Below are 18,669 nucleotides of genomic sequence, written 5' to 3' on the forward strand. Positions count from 1 at the left end.
ATATATTGTTTTGTTGCAGCAACTCAAAGAAACTATTTTTTACCGAAGTTCTTTTTTTAAATTTTCTATGAATTGATCAGTTAATGAATATCTTATTGTCAGATTGTGATAAACTGTCTCTAAGAAACTAATGAAGGTAGGAAAATTATGCGTACGATTATTACGTTTTTAATCGTTTTTGGTGTTCTAGTGATCGTTCATGAATTCGGGCATTTTTTCTTTGCGAAACGCTCAGGGATTCTAGTCCGAGAATTTTCGATCGGAATGGGGCCAAAATTGATTGCTCACATGGGCAAGGATGGAACAACTTATACACTACGTCTATTGCCAATTGGCGGATATGTAAGAATGGCTGGTCTTGAAGATGAAGAAACTGAATTAAGTCCGGGAATGCCATTATCGGTTGAATTGACTCCTAAAAATGAAGTGCAGCGAATTAACGTCAGCAAGAAAGTTCAATTGCCTAACAGTATCCCGATGGAACTGATTTCAGCTGATCTTGTTGATGATTTAGTAATTAAAGGATATGTAAATGGTGATGAAAGTCAAGAGATGACTTACAAGGTTCAACATGATGCGACTGTGATTGAAGAGAACGGCACAGAAGTTCGAATTGCACCACGAGACGTTCAGTTTCAATCAGCGAAGCTGGGTTCACGTATTTTGACCAATTTCGCTGGACCGATGAATAACTTTATTTTAACCGTGGTATTATTTATTGCGCTAGCGTTTTTGCAAGGTGGTGTAGCGGTTTATAACACTAATCAAATTGGTGAGGTTCAGGAAAATAGTCCAGCTGCTACGGCTGGCTTAGAGGATAATGATACGATTTTGGCGGTTGACGGGAAGAAGATTTCTTCATGGGATGATCTAACAAACACAGTTACAAAAAAACCGGGGAAAGAATTAACTGTGTTGATTGAGCAAGATGGCAAAGAAAAGACTGTTCAAATGACACCTAAGACAGTAAAAAGCAATGGTGAAAAGGTCGGGCAAATTGGCGTCGGACCTTATATGAAAACGGGCTTTGGCGATAAAGTCATTGGAGGATTGACTCAATCATGGGACATGGTCAAGAGAATCTTTAGTGCTTTAGGGTCTTTGTTCACAGGATTTAGTTTAGATAAACTAGGTGGTCCAGTAATGATGTACCAGATGTCGGCAGAAGCCTCTCGAGCAGGGATCAAAACGGTTATTTATTTGATGGCTTTATTATCGGTTAACTTGGGAATTGTCAATCTGTTACCTATACCAGCCTTTGATGGCGGAAAAATTCTTCTAAATCTAATTGAGGGGATACGCGGCAAACCACTTGATCCAGATAAGGAAGGCATGATTACTATGATCGGTTTTGGTTTTATTATGCTTCTGATGATTCTGGTTACGTGGAACGATATTCAGCGTTTCTTCTTTTAAAATGAAAGGATCGAAATTTTTTCGGTCCTTTTTCTAATGCAATCATAAAAAAAAACAGGTATACTGAAACATACTTGAAAAAGTGAAGGAGATGTCATTTTGTCTAAGAATCGTGAACTATTTGAAAATTTATTACGACAAATTGAATTGGCCGAGACGGAACAACAACATCCGATGATCCAGGGATCAGAGATCAAAGAAGTGATTGTTCATGAGAAATCACGTGTGTGGGAATTTTTTATTCAAACACCACAAATTTTGCCAGCAAAATTATTTTATGCATTCCATCAAAAGCTGCAAATAGCATTTCAATCAATCGCGTCAGTGAAATTACATATTATTCCAGAAGACAATCAGTTTGAGGAAGAGCTTCTGCAAAACTATTGGCAAATGGCTTTAACTGAACAGGATTGCGATACACCGTTAGTTAAGCAGGTTTTGAGTAAACCCTTGCCTTTGATTCAAGGAAAACGAATTGTTTTGCTAATTGATAATGAAACAGTCATTCCATTTTTGAAACAGCAGTATTTACCATTGATTGAAGAAAATTTAGTTTCTTATGGATTTCCACATTTGCGAATCGATCCTGAAGTTGATAAGGAACAGGCAGATAAAAAATTACAGGAATTTGAAATACGAAAACAAGAGCAGGCGCAAGCAATGCAAGAACAAGCTGCTGCTAGCTTAGCTCAATATGAATCGAAGAAAAAAGAGCAGAAAGAAAGTGCTGCTCATTTTGATGGACCTATCCAAATGGGTCGGAATATTCCAGCAGATGAAGCCATTACTCCGATGGGAAATATCATTGAAGAGGAACGACGTATTACGATTGAAGGGTTTATCTTTGATAAAGAAGTCCGCGAGTTACGTTCTAAACGAAAGATTCTGATCTTAAAGATGACTGATTATACCTCCTCATTTGTAGTAAAGAAATTTTCTAACGGCGAAAAAGATGAAGCAATTTTTGAAGCTATCGCAAATAAAAGCTGGATTCGTGTAAGAGGAAGTGTTCAGGAAGATACCTTTATGCGTGACCTTGTCATGAATGCTCAAGACATTCAAGAGGTTAAGCACCCAGAGCGTCAGGATACTGCGACAGAAAAACGTTCTGAGCTGCATTTGCATACGAATATGAGTACGATGGATGCTATCAACAGTGCTAGTGACTTAGTCGCTCAAGCTGGAAAATGGGGACATAAAGCTATTGCTATAACAGATCATGGGGGTGCGCAATCATTTCCCGAAGCTCATGCGGCAGGGAAAAAGGCTGGTGTGAAGATTCTTTATGGCGTAGAAGCAAATGTTGTTTCTGACGGGGTACCAATTGCTTACAATGATGCGCATGAATCACTAACAGACGCTACTTATGTTGTGTTTGACGTGGAAACAACTGGGCTATCTGCGGTATACGACACAATCATTGAATTGGCCGCGGTTAAGATGCATAAAGGAAACGTGATTGATACGTTTGAAGAATTCATTGATCCAGGTCACCCATTATCAGAAACAACGATCAATTTAACTGGAATCACCGACGAAATGGTGCGTGGATCAAAACCAGAAAAAGAAGTTATGGAGCTGTTTGAAAAATTTTGCGAAGGAGCGATTTTAGTCGCCCATAATGCAACATTCGATATTGGCTTTATTAATACAACATATGTCCGACATGATATGCCCGAAACTCCAAATCCGGTAATTGATACATTGGAATTGGCACGTTTCTTATACCCTGAGTTTAAGCGATTTGGTTTAGGTGTCTTAACTAAGAAATTCGGTGTTAATCTGGAACAACATCACCGAGCAGTATATGATGCAGAAGCAACTGGCCATTTAGCTTGGATTTTTGTTAAAGAGGCAATCGAAAAACACGGGATGAATTACCATGATCAGCTGAACGATCACGTTGGTGAAGGGGATTCGTATAAACGAGCGCGCCCATTCCATGCAACGATTTTGGCGAAGAATCAGGCAGGTTTAAAAGATCTATTCAAACTAATTTCTATGTCTAATGTGGAATACTTTGAACGAGTTCCTCGAATTCCGCGTTCACAATTAAATAAATTGCGAGAAAATCTTTTGATAGGTTCGGCTTGTTCACAAGGTGAAATCTTTGAAGCGATGATGCAAAAAGGGGTAGAAGAAGCTAAAAATCGTGCCGCCTTTTATGATTATATTGAAGTGATGCCTAAGGCTGTTTATGCCCCTTTGATTGAACAAGAGCTAGTGAAGAATGAGGCGGATTTAGAAGATATTTTACGTAATCTAATTCAAATTGGTAAAGATTTAAATAAAACAGTTGTTGCTACAGGAGATGTTCATTATTTAAATAAGGAAGATGCAATCTATCGGAAAATTTTGATCAGTTCAATGGGTGGGGCTAATCCGTTGAACCGTCACAGTCTACCAGATGTTCACTTCCGTACGACAGATGAAATGCTACAAGCATTCAGTTTCTTAGGTCCAGAACTAGCAAAAGAAGTTGTTGTTGATGGTCCTGATAAAATTGTTGAGAGCTGTGAAGAAATCATTCCGGTCAAGGATGACTTGTATACTCCTAAAATTCCTGGCTCTGAAGAAGAGATCAAGGATCTAAGTTATAATCGGGCACGGGAGCTTTATGGCGATCCATTACCAGATATTATTGAGAAACGTTTAGAAAAAGAACTTACTTCGATCATCGGGAATGGCTTCTCGGTTATCTATTTGATTGCTCAAAAGTTGGTGCATAAAAGTAATGCTGATGGTTATTTGGTTGGTTCGCGTGGGTCTGTAGGTTCAAGCTTTGTGGCTACAATGACAGGGATTACCGAAGTGAATCCATTGCCGCCGCACTATTATTGTCCTGAATGTCAGTATTCTGAGTTTTTTGAAGATGGTTCCTATGGTTCGGGCTTTGATATGCCGGAGAAAGCTTGTCCAAAATGTGGCGCTCGATTGAATAAAGATGGACATGATATTCCATTCGAAACTTTCCTAGGATTCCATGGTGATAAAGTACCCGATATTGATTTGAATTTTTCGGGTGATTATCAGGCTGAGGCTCATAATTATACGAAGGTTCTGTTTGGCGAGGACTATGTTTATCGTGCTGGTACGATCGGTACAGTGGCGGATAAGACGGCGTACGGATTCGTCAAGGGTTATGAACGAGATCATAATTTGCATTTTAGGAATGCTGAAGTCGATCGTCTTGCCAAAGGTGCTACTGGGGTTAAGCGAACAACAGGACAGCATCCAGGTGGGATCATCGTAATTCCAGACTATATGGATGTTTATGATTTTACACCGATTCAGTATCCAGCAGACGATCAAAATTCTGAATGGAAAACAACGCATTTTGATTTTCACTCGATTCATGATAATGTTTTAAAACTCGATATTCTGGGACACGATGACCCAACAGTGATTCGAATGTTGCAAGAATTATCTGGAGTCGATCCTAAAACGATTCCGACGGATGATCCAGAAGTTATGAAGATTTTTGCTGGGCCACAGGTTTTAGGTGTGGAAGCTGATCAAATTTATTCGAAGACTGGTACGTTGGGAATTCCTGAGTTTGGAACACGATTTGTTCGCGGGATGTTGGAAGAAACGAGCCCGACGACTTTTGCCGAATTATTGCAAATCTCTGGGTTGTCTCATGGTACTGACGTTTGGCTAGGAAATGCGGAAGAATTGATCAGCCGCGGGGAAGCAAACTTAGCTGAGGTTATCGGTTGTCGGGATGATATCATGGTATATTTAATTCATGCAGGATTAGATAGCGGAATGGCCTTCAAGATTATGGAAACTGTGCGTAAAGGCCAGTGGAATAAAATTGATGATGGGTTACGTGAAACGTATTTAACTGCAATGAAAGAAAACAACGTTCCAGATTGGTATATTGATTCTTGTTCGAAAATCAAGTACATGTTCCCAAAAGCCCATGCGGCAGCTTATGTGTTGATGGCATTACGGGTAGCGTACTTTAAAGTGTATTTCCCAATTCTTTATTATTGTGCCTATTTCTCTGTTCGTGCGGATGATTTTGATTTGGTTGCGATGGCTAAAGGAAAAGATGCGGTGAAGGCCGCAATGAAGGCAATCACAGATAAAGGTATGGACGCATCCACGAAGGAAAAAAATCAGCTGACTGTTTTGGAATTGTGTAATGAAATGTTGGAGCGAGATTTTCATTTTGGCATGATCGATTTATACAAGTCAGATGCTCAAGATTTTGTGATTGACGGGGACACATTGATTGCGCCATTTCGTGCCGTACCTGGACTTGGTTTGAACGTGGCCAAACAAATTGTTGAAGCACGTAAAGACGGTATTTTCTTATCGAAGGAAGATTTGGCCTCACGTGGTAAAGTTTCGAAGACCTTGATTGAGTATATGGATACTCATGGTGTTTTGAAAGATTTGCCAGATGAAAACCAACTGTCACTCTTTGATATGTAAAGAAAAGGATAAGTTCAATATAAAAAATGAAAGAAAATTCTCTCATGAAAATGACACGGTTGAATTTTCAATAGAATTGTGCTAGTATAACAATGTAATCATAGACTGATGGTGAGTGAGCGGAATTTTCGCTCACTCTTTTTAATGGATTAAAGGAGGCTGACAGTTTGAGCAGTGTAGTCGAAACAGTGACTGACTTAGTAACACCGATCTTGGATGAACAAAATTTTGAGTTAGTCGAGGTTGAATTTGTCAAGGAAGGGAAAAGTTGGTTTTTAAGAGTATTTATTGATAAAGAAGGCGGTATCGACATTGAAGAATGTGCTTTTGTTAGCGAAAAGCTTAGTGAAAAGCTGGATTCGATTGATCCTGATCCAATTCCACAAGCATATTTCCTTGAGGTTTCTTCACCAGGAGCCGAACGCCCATTGAAAAAAGAAGAGGATTACCAAAAAGCGATGGGAGAATACATTAATATTTCACTTTATCAAAATATTGATGGAGAAAAACAATATCAAGGATTTTTAAAAGAATTGACTGATGATGAACTGACATTAACTGTCAAAATTAAAACGCGTACGAAAGATATGGTCTTTGATCGTAAAAATATTGCAAAGGCGCGTTTTGCGATCGAGTTTTAGTAAATGAAACGTTTCATTAACAGGAACTAGAATGTCAATTCCGCTTTTCACAACGATTCAGTTTTACCGCTTTAGTGGAATGATACATGCGATGAAGATCAAACCTATTTTTCTTTGAAGAATAGATTCGTTAATATGAATTAGGAGGAAAGTTAAAATGAGTAAAGAAATGCTGAATGCGTTGGATACTCTAGAAGCAGAAAAAGGTATTTCGAAAGAAATCGTAATTGATGCATTGGAAGCGGCATTAGTATCTGCTTACAAACGTCATTACGGACAATCTCAAAATGTTGAAGTGGAATTCAATGAAAAGAAAGGTGATATTCATGTTTATGCCGTGAAAGAAGTAACGGAAGAAGTCATGGATTCACAATTGGAAGTGTCATTGAAAGATGCGATGGAAATCAATCCAGCGTATGAAATTGGTGATACGATCCGTTTTGAAGTAACACCAAAGGATTTTGGTCGAATTGCTGCTCAGACGGCAAAACAAGTAATTTTACAACGTGTCCGTGAAGCAGAACGCAGTATTATCTATAACGAATACAGCGCCTATGAAAAAGATATTATGCAAGGTGTAGTAGAACGTCAAGATAATCGCTACATCTATGTAAACTTAGGGAAGATTGAAGCCGTTCTATCAAAACAAGACCAAATGCCAAATGAGCATTATAAACCTCATGATCGTATTAAAGTGTATGTTTCACGAGTAGAAAATACGTCAAAAGGCCCGCAAGTATTTGTAAGTCGTAGTCACCCTGATTTGTTGCGCCGCTTATTTGAACAGGAAATTCCAGAAGTCTATGATGGAATTGTAGAGATTGTCAGCATTGCTCGTGAGGCTGGTGATCGTGCAAAAGTTGCTGTTCGTTCAACAGATCCTAACATTGATCCAGTTGGAACCTGTGTGGGACCAAAAGGACAACGTGTACAAGCAATTGTAAATGAATTAAAAGGTGAGAACATGGACATTGTTGAGTGGGATGAAGATCCAGCAGTATTTATCGCAAACTCCTTAAATCCTGCGCAAGTAGAAGATGTTATCTTTGATATCGACAATCCAAAAGTTTGCACCGTAGTAGTTCCGGATTATCAGTTGTCGTTAGCTATCGGTAAGCGTGGGCAAAACGCTCGTTTAGCGGCTAAATTAACGGCTCACAAGATTGATATTAAATCAGAGTCTGATATGGAAGAATTTTATGCGAACTATGATGAATCAGAAGTAGAAGAAATCGTAACTGAGATTGAAGAAATCACTTCAGAAGTAGAAGCGATTGAAACTGAAGTTGAAGATATTGAATCAGAAGCGGAAGTTACAGTTGATAATATGATTGAAGACGAAGAAAACATTGCTTCTGATCAAACGGACCAATAATTCATTAGGAGGACAGCAAATGAAAAAAAGAAAAGTTCCTTTGCGAAAATCGGTCGTTTCCGGTGAAATGTTCCCAAAGAAAGAATTGATTCGAATCGCTAAATCCAAAGAAGGAGAAGTTTCCATTGATCCTTCAGGTAAGAAACCAGGACGAGGTGCTTATGTTGCGCTAGAACCAGCTGAAGTCGAGGAAGCATGGAAAAAACATATCTTGGACCGTACGCTTGGCACCGATTTAAGTGATGATTTTTATCAAGAACTACTTGATTATGTGAAACACCAAAAAGCCAGAAAAGAGCTCTTCGGCAATGAATAAACAGAAGGCCTTGAACATGTTAGGCCTTGCAATGCGTGCAGGCAAACTGATCACAGGAGAAGAAATGACGATTAATGAGATTCGCAAAAGGAAAGTAAATCTCGTTATTGTCACCATTGATGCGAGTGAAAACACTCAAAAGAAAGTATCAGATAAAAGTAAGTATTATCAAACGACATGTTTTGTCGAATTTACTCAAGGGGAGATTTTAGGCGCGATTGGCAAACCTAGAAAAGTAATCGGGGTTTTAGACCAAGGATTCGCCGACAAAATTATGACGTTAATAACAGGTTAGGAAGGTGATTGCATGGGAAATAAAAGAGTATACGAATTTGCAAAAGAAGTGAATCAATCAAGTAAGGATGTTGTAGAAAAAGCACAAACTTTGGGGATTGATGTGAAAAATCATATGGGTTCATTATCCGGGGATGATGAATCAAAATTGAAACAAGCTTTTTCTAGCAAACCGAAACAAAATACTCAGGCAAAACCATCAGCTAACCAGCACGAAAAACCAAAATTCCATGGAAAGAGCTCGAAGAACAACCCAAATTTCCAGAATAGAAAAGGAAATAAAGAATTGACACAAAACAATAGACAGAACAACTCAGCGAACGCAAACCGTTCAAACCAAGGACACCAACGTCCAGCACAAGGCAACGCAAACAATGCACAACGCCAAAACCAAGGGCAACGTCCAGCACAAGGCAACGCAAACAATGCACAACGTCAAAACCAAGGGCAACGTCCATCACAAAGCAATACAAACAATGCACAGCGTCAAAACCAAGGGCAACGTCCATCACAAGGCAACGCAAATAATGCGCAACGCCAAAACCAAGGACAACGTTCATCACAAAGCAATACAAACAATGCACAGCGTCAAAACCAAGGGCAACGTCCATCACAAAGCAATACAAACAATGCGCAGCGTCAAAATCAAGGACAGCGCCCAACACAAGGCAACGCAAATAATGCGCAACGCCAAAACCAAGGGCAACGTCCATCACAAGGCAACGCAAACAATGCACAACGCCAAAACCAAGGACAACGTTCAGCACAAAATAGTCAAGGAGCGCGACCAAATCAAAATGGCTCAAATCAGGGCCAACGTTCGAACCAAGGTGGATCAACGCAAGGCGGCAACCAAAATCGCAACAAAAACAATTATGGCAACCAAAACCGTAACAATAATTTTGGTGGCAATCAAAATCGCAATAAAAACAAATTCAATAAAAAAGGTAAAAAAGGCAGACAGCAACAAAGTAATAAGCCTGCTGTTCCCCCACGTAAATTCCGTGAATTGCCAGAAGTATTAGAATATACAGAAGGCATGAACGTAGCAGACATCGCGAAGAAGATTCATCGCGAACCAGCTGAGATCATCAAAAAATTATTTATGATGGGGGTTATGGTTAATCAAAATCAACCATTAGATAAAGATACAATTGAACTGTTAGCTACGGATTATGGAATTGAACCACAAGAAAAAGTAACTATTGATATAGCTGATATTGATCGATTCTTCGATGCAGAAGATGTAAACGAAGAAAATTTAGTTTCTCGTCCACCAGTCGTAACTATTATGGGGCACGTTGACCATGGTAAAACGACGTTACTAGATACCTTGCGTCATTCTCGCGTAACAAGCGGAGAAGCAGGTGGAATCACACAGCATATTGGTGCATATCAAATTGATATTGACGGCAAACCGATTACTTTCTTGGATACACCAGGGCATGCTGCCTTTACAAGTATGCGTGCGCGTGGAGCAAGTATCACAGACATTACTATTTTAGTCGTAGCAGCTGATGATGGTGTAATGCCGCAAACAATCGAAGCAATCAACCATGCCAAAGCAGCGAAAGTACCAATTATTGTAGCAGTTAATAAGGTTGATAAACCTGGTGCCAATCCACAACATGTAATGCAAGAATTAAGTGAGTATGAACTGATTCCTGAAGCATGGGGCGGTGATACAATTTTTGTTGAAATTTCAGCAAAATTCAATCAAAACATCGACGAACTATTAGAAATGATTCTATTGGTTGCTGAGGTAGAAGACTTGAAAGCTGATCCAACGCAACACGGAATCGGAACAGTTATCGAAGCTCGCTTAGATAAAGGAAAAGGACCTGTAGCAACATTATTGGTTCAACAAGGTACGATGAGAGTCGGCGACCCAATCGTTGTTGGGAACACATATGGTCGTGTTCGTGTTATGACGAATGATATTGGCCGCCGTGAAAAATCTGCTGGACCAGCGACACCAGTAGAAATTACTGGGTTGAATGATGTACCTCAAGCTGGGGATCGTTTTGCGATCTTTGAAGATGAAAAAACAGCTCGTGCAGCCGGTGAAGAACGGGCAAAACGTGCGTTGCTTGAACATCGCAGTGCAAGTGCTCGTGTAACATTGGACAACCTATTTGAATCTCTTAAAGAGGGCGAATTGAAGGAAGTCAATGTAATCATCAAAGCCGATGTGCAAGGATCTGCTGAAGCATTAGCAGCTTCATTGAAAAAAATTGATGTTGAAGGTGTGCGTGTGAAGATCGTTCACTCAGCTGTAGGTGCTATCAATGAAAGTGATGTTACTCTAGCAGCAGCAAGTAATGCGATCATTATCGGGTTTAATGTTCGTCCTACACCACAAGCAAAACAGCAAGCTTCAACCGAAGAAGTAGACATTCGTCTACACCGAATTATCTATAAAGCAATCGAAGAAATCGAAACAGCGATGAAAGGTATGCTTGATCCTGAATACGAAGAAAAGATTACTGGTCAAATGACTGTACGCGAAACGTATAAAGTTTCTAAGGTTGGTACAATCGCTGGATGTTACGTTAACGAAGGATCTATCCAACGTGATAGCGGTGTGCGTATTATTCGTGATGGAATCGTAATTCTCGAGGGCAAACTTGCCAGCTTGAAACGTTTCAAAGATGATGTGAAAGAAGTTAAAATGGGTTATGAATGTGGTGCTATGATCGAAAACTTTAATGATATTAAAGTTGATGATGTGATCGAAGGATTCATTATGGAAGAAATCAAGCCTAAATAGTATTACAATTCCACTTCCTACTGATAAATGTAGGAAGTGGAACAGTATCTGCTGAAATTTCATCCATTATTCGTGACTATTAAAATTTTAGTTAGTGGAAATAGAAGGAGGCAGTCGTTATGCCAAATTATCGTGACCGTCGTCTGGCTCAAGAAATTTTGAAGGAAGTCAATGACATCTTACGAAAAAAAGTTCGTGATCCACGAGTTCAAGACGTGAACATTACGGATGTTCACGTGACTGGAGACTTGCAACAAGCGACGATTTATTACAGTTTGTTATCTGATAAAGCATCAGATAAAGAAAAGGCACAAGAAGGTTTGAACAAAGCACGGGGATTGGTTCGGCGCGAACTAGGCCATGCTTTGTCAATCTACAAGACACCAGAATTGTTTTTTGAATTGGATGAATCAGTTGAATATGGCTCTAAGATTGATCAAATGATCCGCGACTTAAATAAAGAATAAATTTGTTAGAACCTGAGATTTTTTTCAGGTTCTTTTTTGCATTATTGAGTAAATCCTGTTAAAGTGTATGCAGTTTGTAAATAATCCTTTTGCTGGATATTTTCAAGGAGGCAGAGTCTAGAATGACCACGGAATTTGAAGAACGGATGAAGGAACTCCATAAGGAATTTGAAAACTTAAGTCCAGAAGAACGCAAAGCCGTTAAACAAAAAATAAAAAGAATTAATGTTTTAACCTCTCGTAAATTAGAGCGGATGAAACATGATTTGTTGCGTATGGAAACCAAGCGTGCGCAGCTTTCATTAGATGGCGAATCACAAGAAATGTCCGAATTGGAAGATCGGATTATTAATAAGAAAAGAGAGTTCTTAAAATTATTATTTAAGGCAAAAGAAAATTGTTCCAAGAGGTGAGTGAATGGGCCTAATTGAGATTATCATCATTTTAGCCATTGCCATTACCTTGTCGAATGTTTTAGTAAAAGTTTTCCCGTCTTTCCCGATTTTTATGATCCAGATTATCCTCGGCATTATCCTCGGACTTACCGAAGTTGGTAGCTCGATCAATTTCGAACCAGAGGTATTTCTCGTAATGATTATTGCCCCGCTTTTGTTTCGTGAAGGGGAAACTGCTGATATCCCTTCAATTTTGAAGCATTTTGGCTTAATATTGCTGCTGGCTTTTGGCGGCGTCATCTTTACATTATTTGGATTGGGATTTGTTCTGCATAGTATTTTGCCAGCGATTCCATTGGCTGCTTGTTTGGCTTTTGGGGCTTCCTTGGGACCAACCGATGCAGTAGCAGTTAGTTCGTTAGCAAAGCGCTTAAATATTCCTGAATCGGTCATGCACGTTTTAGAAGGGGAAGGATTAATCAACGATGCAACAGGTGTTACAGCCTTTCAGTTTGCCGTAGCCGCATTGCTAACCGGACAATTTTCGGCAGCTGATGCTTCGATATCCTTGCTCGAATCAAGCGTTGTAGGTGTACTGGTTGGTCTAGTGATCATTTGGGTCAAAAATGAAGTCATAAAAATTATTGAGCGAATCTCTGCACAAGATGTGTCGGCGTATCTGCTGATTGAATTAATACTTCCATTCGTCGCTTATTTTATTGCTGAATTGTTTCATGCGTCAGGAATTATCGCAGCGGTTGTGACGGGTGTATTGCAGGCCACTGGCTTCCGTCGTGTAAATCTATTTGAGGCACAGCTTTCCAATGTAACTGAAAGCTCGTGGAGTACGATTAGCTTTATGTTGAATGCATTGGTTTTCATTTTTTTGGGAATTGAACTTTCTCAAGTTTTTTCTCCTGTGTGGAATAGTCGAAATTATTCCAATGTGCATTTGTTAGGGATTGTATTATTATTGACAGCCTTACTATTTGTTTTACGCTTTTTATTCGTTAGCGGTTATTACATTGTGACTCAAGGCTGGAAGAAAAATCATGAACAGCTGAGAGACCGCTTGCTGTTAACCTTTGGTGGTGTCAAAGGAACAGTTAGTATCGCAACTATTTTTATTTTGCCAACAACAATCAATGGATTGGAGTTTCCTGAGAGATCTTTACTGCTGTTTATCACCGCCTGTGTGACCTTTCTAACATTGATTATCGGAATGATTTTATTACCAATCTTATCTGAAGGTGAAGTGGTACCGCCAACTGATCCTAAACGAATGTTAATTTTACGGGAAGTAATTAGCGAGCTTTACGAAGATTTGGATAATAAAAAATTGAATGAAAAAGAACGCTTTGCACTGCTTGCGGTGATCGCAAATTATCAAGGAAGAATCCAAACGCTCTTCAATAATTCGATGCCGGAAAGTGCGCAACAAGAATTTCAAGAAATCCAAGCGTTGATTATTTCAGTTGAACGAGATGGATTAGATGAAAGTTTTAGAAGACATCAGATCAATTCAGGTGCGTATCGGTTGTATTCTCGTTTCATTTCAAATGTGTCTGAGTCAGTGACAAAACAGATGCTGTCATTGCTTAGCTTTTGGTTAATTTTTGTACGGCGGATTATTCGTATTGTCATGCATCCAAAAATGTTTTGGGAACGTCGGCAAAAGCGTAAAGAGACGGTTGATAACGAAGATATTTCAACTCTTAGAAAAATCTTTATTCGCAATAGTGAAGCTATTTTGGATAGTTTGGAAAATCTACGGGATGTTTATGATGAAGACTTGATTGATTTCTTTGTGGATGAACGAAAAAATTTGATGAATCAGGTCAGTGGACATGGTTTATTTGGTACTTATTTGATTCAGCAAGATCCACTTTATGCGAAAGAATTGATACGCGGATTTTATTTAGAGAGAAAGATTATTGATAAATATGAAGTAAGCGAAGATATCACCAATTTTTCAGCAAATAGTTATCGTGATCAAGTTAATCAATTAGAGTCTTACGCGATGCAACAGCGATCAGAACCAAGTATCTCATTTGTGATCAGTCGACAACGACAAAAGAAAAAAGCAAAAGAAAAGAAATATTAACCGTCAACTTGGCGGTTTTTTCTTTGGCATTAATAAAAGATCAGGTAAATATCTTCAGAGAGTTGGCTGGTTATTTCTTAGTTTAGCTATGCTATAATGGGAGCGTTGATTATAAATAGAAATGAGGAAACAGCGATGGACGGTATCTTGCCGTTATGGAAAGAGCGCGGCATGACAAGTCATGACTGTGTCTTTAAATTACGAAAAATTTTACAAACAAAAAAGGTTGGTCATGGGGGAACTTTAGATCCTGACGTCGATGGTGTATTACCTATCTGCATTGGTAAGGGAACTAAGGTGATCGAATATTTACAAGATAGTGGGAAAATTTATGAAGGTGAGATTACGTTGGGCTTTTCTACAACTACAGAAGATCGCAGTGGTGAAATAGTAGAGAAAAAAGCAGTAGACCGCCCTTTAACTGAAGCTGAAATTGATCGAGTAATGGCTGCATTTATCGGGAAAATCAAGCAGATACCGCCAATGTATTCAGCAGTTAAAGTCAACGGGAAAAGATTGTATGAGTATGCGCGTGCTGGTGAAACGGTAGATCGCCCTGAACGGGAAGCGGAGATTGAGAGTTTTAAACGTACGACTGCTCCGATTTATAATGAAGAAGCAAAAACTCAGAGTTGGCGATTTCAAGTTACTTGCGGGAAAGGGACTTATGTTCGGACCTTGGCTGTTGATCTTGGGGCGAAGCTAGACTATCCTGCTCATATGTCCGATCTGACTCGTTTATCCAGCGGCGGTTTTTCAGTGGGACAGGCAGTCACATTGTCGCAAGTTAGCGAATTGATGGAAAAAGGTCAGATCAATCAAGCATTGCAACCGATTGAAGAGGCAATGAAGGAATTTCCGCGAATTGACTTAACAGATGCTGATTGGCAAAAGGTGAAAAATGGACAAGTTCTATCTATGAAATCTTTTGGAATCAAAAAGATGCCAGCTGATCTGATCGCATTTTTTTATCAAGGACAACTAGTTAGTCTTTACGGACAACACTCAGAAAAAAACTGGCTTTTGAAACCAAGCAAAGTAATTCGAAACGAGATTGCTCAAGTTCCTCACGCTTAGTAGCTGAAGAAAAATAAATACATTACTATGAATTAGGATGTCAGTCCAACTTTTGGCAGTGATTAAAGAGGAAAAGCCCAATCTGATTACGATTAGGAAAAATGTATGTATAGTTGGATGATATACGGCATGAAAATCAGACTTATTTTTCTTCAAGAAAAATAAATACAATAATATGAATTAGGATGTCAGTCCAACTTTTGGCAGTGATTAAAGAGGAAAAACCCAATCTGATTATGACTAGGAAAAATGTATGTATAGTTGGATGATATACGGCATGAAAATCAGACTTATTTTTCTTCAAGAAAAATAAATACAATAATATGAATTAGGAGGCACACTAAATGGAAATTGTTAAATTACGGCATCCATATAAATCAGAGGAAATTCCTGCTGGGGATTGTGTGTTGGTGTTAGGATTTTTTGATGGTGTTCATCGCGGTCATCAAGAAGTCATCAATACTGGTAAAAAAATTGCGAAAGAAAAAAATTTAAAATTAGCTGTGATGACATTCAATCAGCATCCAGCGATTGTTTTTCAGCAAGTACAAAGCAAGCCGATTCAATATCTTTCGACTTTGAAGCAGAAAGAAGAACGGATGTCCGAGCTAGGTGTTGATTTGTTATACGAGGTAGCCTTCACATCTTCGTTCGCTGCGTTAAGTCCTCAAGAGTTTGTCGATCAATACATCGTAGGGCTACATGCAAAAGTGGCAGTCTCAGGTTTTGATTACAATTTTGGAAAAGACCAAACGGCTGATGCTGAAAACTTACCTAACTATGCGAAAGAGCGCTTTGAGGTAGTAATTGTTGCTAAAAAAACAGAAGAACACGAGACTGAAAAAATTAGTTCTTCGCGAATTCGCCGGTTATTGTCTGAGGGTCGTCTAGACGAGGCCAATCATTTACTTGGCTATATTTATGAGATTAGCGGAACGGTGATTCATGGCGAAGCACGGGGGCGAAAACTTGGTTATCCGACAGCAAACATCCAAGTACCCGATGATATGAAATTGCCAAAAGAAGGCGTTTATGTCAATGAAATTCAAATTGGCGATCAATGGTATCCAGCGATGGGCTCGATAGGTCATAATGATACTTTTGGAACCAATCGTATGTTGACAGTTGAGATCAATATTTTAGACTTTAATGAAGAAATTTATGGTGAAAAAGTTAAGGTACGTTGGTATCATATGTTGCGGGGACAAGTAGCTTTTGAATCCGTTGAAGGATTGATTCAGCAGCTTGAGATAGACGAAAAGGCTACCAGAGAATATTTTAAGGGTTAAGTAAGTAGGACATTCAAAAATGAGTGTCCTTTTTTTGTCCCCACTATTTGTAGTTAACGTTTTTTTATTAGAGAATAGCAATCTATTAAATTGTGTAAATTCTAGTATTTTGATGGTTATTTGTTAGTATAAAATAAAAAGGAGTTTTTTTGATGGAAAATTCTTGGTATATTCGCCCTTATCAAGAGGAGGATGCAGAGGATCTATTTAAAATGATGGAAAAGGAGTCTGATTGGACAGATTATTGTAATGGTGAGGGGAAGAAAAAATACGCGCGAGCTTTATTGACGTCAATAACTTATTTACTTTTTGAGAAAGAAAAGATTTGTGGGTATGTTCGTTGCAGAGACGATGATGGTTTTGGCGTATATGTTTATGATTTATTAGTAGATGCTGATTGTCGTGGAAAGAGCTATGGTCGCTTTTTAATGGAGCAAGCCTGCAAAGATTTCCCTGAACAAACGGTATATGTTATGAGCGATGTTGATCCCTATTACGAAAAGCAAGGTTATCAAAAAGAGGGAACGATTTTCATAGTGAGACCGCAATAAAAGTATGAAAAAGCTGTTGACTCTCCCTTAACAGGAGACAGTATTCTGTTAATGAAAGGAGAGGATCATCGTGAGTGTAGCTATTACAGCTGATCAATTAACTAAAGAAATCAAAGGTAGGAAAATCGTCAACCAACTCTCCTTCACCATCAATAAGGGTGAAGTTTTTGGTTTATTGGGACCAAATGGAGCGGGGAAAACAACTACTATTGAAACACTGTTGGGGATTAAACGACCTGATTATGGATCAGCAAAAATTTTAGGACTAGATCCACGTAAGCGAAGACGAGAAGTTTTCGAAAAAGTTGGAGTTCAGCTGCAATCTTCCAGCTATCAAAATAATATTCGCGTGAATGAGCTATGTCGAGAATTGGCTAGTTTATATCAAAAACCTAGAGATTACCGTGAGTTGTTGAGATTGTTTAAATTAGAGAAGTTTGAAAAGCAACCTGTTGAGAAGCTTTCAGGCGGAGAAAAACAAAAGCTTTCGATCGTGTTAGCCTTGATTCCTGATCCAGAGGTTATTTTCTTGGACGAGTTAACGACTGGATTAGATACGGAGGCACGCAGAACGGTTTGGCAGACTTTGCTAAAATTGAAAAAGACCAACTTAACGATCTTTTTGACGACGCATTATATGGAAGAGGCTGAAATTCTGTGTGATCGTATTTGCCTCATTAAGAATGGCAGTATTGTCGTTGAAGGAAGTATTCCAGAATTATTGGCGGAGAGTTCTCAGAGGAATTTAGAAGACGCATATCTTTGGTTTGTAGGGGAGGACGAAGATGAATAAGGTAATCAATTTGGCAAAGGTTGAAGGAAAATTAGCGATTCGTTCTATTGATGGGATTTTATTCGGGATTGGGATGCCTCTAGGTGTCTTGCTATTGACGACCATGATTGCTGGAAATAAGCAGGCGGGAAATACATCCTATACTTTTTTAGACAGCAGTTTTAGCTCGCTTTTAGTCGTTGGCATTTGCGCCACTGCATTTATGGGAATTCCATTGACAATTTGTGATTATCGCGACAAGAAAATATTGAAGCACTTTTTCGTGACACCCGCTTCACCTGGACATTTAATTGCAACTCAGGTGTTGGTAGCTATGACAACGGCGATTATTTCGGCAGGAATCGTTGCATTGGCAGCCATCGTCTTTCTTGATTATCGAATGCAAGGCAATTGGCTCTTATTGATTGCTAGTTATTTTTTAGTTATGATTGCTATGTACAGTTTGGGATTATTGATCGCAAGTCTATGTAAAAATATGAAGATCGCAAACCTTGTGTGCAGTCTGGTTTATTTTCCGATGCTCTTTTTATCTGGCGCAGTGATTCCTTTTGAAATTTTTCCAAGAGGGATGCAGAAAGTAGCCAGCGTGCTTCCTTTAACCCAAGGTGTTCAATTGTTAAAAAGCGTCAGTCTAAATCAGCCAGTTGGAAATCCACAATTTGTCATAATATTGTTGAGTGTAATTTCGATTGTGGGATTCGGTTTAGCAGCGAAATTCTTTCGCTGGGAATAGCCAGA

General features: G+C 39.0%; 15 protein-coding genes. All 15 read left to right on the forward strand.

Annotation, left to right across the window (positions count from 1 at the left end):
* Window positions 1-147: 147 nt before the first annotated feature.
* The 15 genes from rseP (at window position 148) to IGI52_RS01390 (ending at window position 18,664) form a co-directional block, all read left to right on the forward strand.
* Window positions 148-1,416, forward strand: coding sequence for an RIP metalloprotease RseP (rseP, locus tag IGI52_RS01320; protein ID WP_438780187.1), 1,269 nt, complete (start codon window positions 148-150; stop codon window positions 1,414-1,416).
* A gap of 99 nt (window positions 1,417-1,515) precedes the next feature.
* Window positions 1,516-5,859: a PolC-type DNA polymerase III gene (locus tag IGI52_RS01325; protein WP_438780188.1), complete on the forward strand. Its 4,344-nt coding sequence runs from the start codon at window positions 1,516-1,518 to the stop codon at window positions 5,857-5,859.
* 167 nt (window positions 5,860-6,026) lie between these two features.
* Complete coding sequence (rimP, locus tag IGI52_RS01330) at window positions 6,027-6,500, forward strand: ribosome maturation factor RimP (RefSeq protein WP_016180708.1); 474 nt, start codon at window positions 6,027-6,029, stop codon at window positions 6,498-6,500.
* 157 nt (window positions 6,501-6,657) lie between these two features.
* Complete coding sequence (gene nusA, locus IGI52_RS01335) at window positions 6,658-7,875, forward strand: transcription termination factor NusA (protein WP_016180709.1); 1,218 nt, start codon at window positions 6,658-6,660, stop codon at window positions 7,873-7,875.
* 19 nt (window positions 7,876-7,894) lie between these two features.
* The gene (gene rnpM, locus IGI52_RS01340; RefSeq protein WP_311862336.1) at window positions 7,895-8,191 is read left to right on the forward strand and encodes an RNase P modulator RnpM; all 297 of its coding nucleotides are present in this window, start codon (window positions 7,895-7,897) and stop codon (window positions 8,189-8,191) included.
* Window positions 8,184-8,486, forward strand: a complete 303-nt coding sequence (locus IGI52_RS01345; RefSeq protein ID WP_034876266.1) for a L7Ae/L30e/S12e/Gadd45 family ribosomal protein — start codon at window positions 8,184-8,186, stop codon at window positions 8,484-8,486. Before rnpM ends, IGI52_RS01345 begins: the two co-directional genes overlap by 8 nt.
* A 12-nt stretch (window positions 8,487-8,498) precedes the next feature.
* Window positions 8,499-11,255 carry a translation initiation factor IF-2 gene (gene infB, locus IGI52_RS01350; RefSeq protein ID WP_438780189.1) on the forward strand — a complete coding sequence of 919 codons (2,757 nt, stop codon included), beginning with the start codon at window positions 8,499-8,501 and terminating at the stop codon, window positions 11,253-11,255.
* A 119-nt stretch (window positions 11,256-11,374) separates the two neighbouring features.
* A complete protein-coding gene (gene rbfA, locus IGI52_RS01355) occupies window positions 11,375-11,722 on the forward strand; it encodes a 30S ribosome-binding factor RbfA (RefSeq protein WP_016180713.1) in 348 nt (115 codons plus the stop codon).
* Window positions 11,723-11,844: 122 nt separating this feature from the next.
* On the forward strand, window positions 11,845-12,135 hold the full coding sequence (locus tag IGI52_RS01360; protein WP_438780190.1) for a hypothetical protein: 291 nt from the start codon (window positions 11,845-11,847) through the stop codon (window positions 12,133-12,135).
* A gap of 4 nt (window positions 12,136-12,139) precedes the next feature.
* Window positions 12,140-14,221 carry a cation:proton antiporter gene (locus IGI52_RS01365; RefSeq protein ID WP_438780191.1) on the forward strand — a complete coding sequence of 694 codons (2,082 nt, stop codon included), beginning with the start codon at window positions 12,140-12,142 and terminating at the stop codon, window positions 14,219-14,221.
* 135 nt (window positions 14,222-14,356) lie between these two features.
* The gene (gene truB / locus IGI52_RS01370; RefSeq protein ID WP_438782207.1) at window positions 14,357-15,298 is read left to right on the forward strand and encodes a tRNA pseudouridine(55) synthase TruB; all 942 of its coding nucleotides are present in this window, start codon (window positions 14,357-14,359) and stop codon (window positions 15,296-15,298) included.
* A gap of 344 nt (window positions 15,299-15,642) precedes the next feature.
* Window positions 15,643-16,587 carry a riboflavin biosynthesis protein RibF gene (gene ribF / locus IGI52_RS01375; protein ID WP_102872657.1) on the forward strand — a complete coding sequence of 315 codons (945 nt, stop codon included), beginning with the start codon at window positions 15,643-15,645 and terminating at the stop codon, window positions 16,585-16,587.
* 152 nt (window positions 16,588-16,739) lie between these two features.
* Window positions 16,740-17,138, forward strand: a complete 399-nt coding sequence (locus IGI52_RS01380; protein ID WP_438780192.1) for a GNAT family N-acetyltransferase — start codon at window positions 16,740-16,742, stop codon at window positions 17,136-17,138.
* A gap of 70 nt (window positions 17,139-17,208) precedes the next feature.
* A complete protein-coding gene (locus tag IGI52_RS01385) occupies window positions 17,209-17,931 on the forward strand; it encodes an ABC transporter ATP-binding protein (protein WP_438780193.1) in 723 nt (240 codons plus the stop codon).
* The gene (locus tag IGI52_RS01390) at window positions 17,924-18,664 is read left to right on the forward strand and encodes an ABC transporter permease (RefSeq protein ID WP_438780194.1); all 741 of its coding nucleotides are present in this window, start codon (window positions 17,924-17,926) and stop codon (window positions 18,662-18,664) included. The genes IGI52_RS01385 and IGI52_RS01390 overlap by 8 nt, the downstream gene beginning before the upstream one ends.
* The last annotated feature ends 5 nt before the right edge of the window (window positions 18,665-18,669 follow it).

Source organism: Enterococcus sp. DIV0187 (genome assembly GCF_051713785.1).
Lineage (GTDB): Bacteria > Bacillota > Bacilli > Lactobacillales > Enterococcaceae > Enterococcus_A > Enterococcus_A avium.

Bases quoted from the DNA above. Each gene is read 5' to 3' on its own strand.
- rseP (WP_438780187.1), top strand. From the start codon at position 148: ATGCGTACGATTATTACGTTTTTAATCGTTTTTGGTGTTCTAGTGATC.
- nusA (WP_016180709.1), top strand. From the start codon at position 6,658: ATGAGTAAAGAAATGCTGAATGCGTTGGATACTCTAGAAGCAGAAAAA.
- rnpM (WP_311862336.1), top strand. From the start codon at position 7,895: ATGAAAAAAAGAAAAGTTCCTTTGCGAAAATCGGTCGTTTCCGGTGAA.
- IGI52_RS01345 (WP_034876266.1), top strand. From the start codon at position 8,184: ATGAATAAACAGAAGGCCTTGAACATGTTAGGCCTTGCAATGCGTGCA.
- infB (WP_438780189.1), top strand. From the start codon at position 8,499: ATGGGAAATAAAAGAGTATACGAATTTGCAAAAGAAGTGAATCAATCA.
- rbfA (WP_016180713.1), top strand. From the start codon at position 11,375: ATGCCAAATTATCGTGACCGTCGTCTGGCTCAAGAAATTTTGAAGGAA.
- IGI52_RS01360 (WP_438780190.1), top strand. From the start codon at position 11,845: ATGACCACGGAATTTGAAGAACGGATGAAGGAACTCCATAAGGAATTT.
- IGI52_RS01365 (WP_438780191.1), top strand. From the start codon at position 12,140: ATGGGCCTAATTGAGATTATCATCATTTTAGCCATTGCCATTACCTTG.
- truB (WP_438782207.1), top strand. From the start codon at position 14,357: ATGGACGGTATCTTGCCGTTATGGAAAGAGCGCGGCATGACAAGTCAT.
- ribF (WP_102872657.1), top strand. From the start codon at position 15,643: ATGGAAATTGTTAAATTACGGCATCCATATAAATCAGAGGAAATTCCT.
- IGI52_RS01380 (WP_438780192.1), top strand. From the start codon at position 16,740: ATGGAAAATTCTTGGTATATTCGCCCTTATCAAGAGGAGGATGCAGAG.
- IGI52_RS01390 (WP_438780194.1), top strand. From the start codon at position 17,924: ATGAATAAGGTAATCAATTTGGCAAAGGTTGAAGGAAAATTAGCGATT.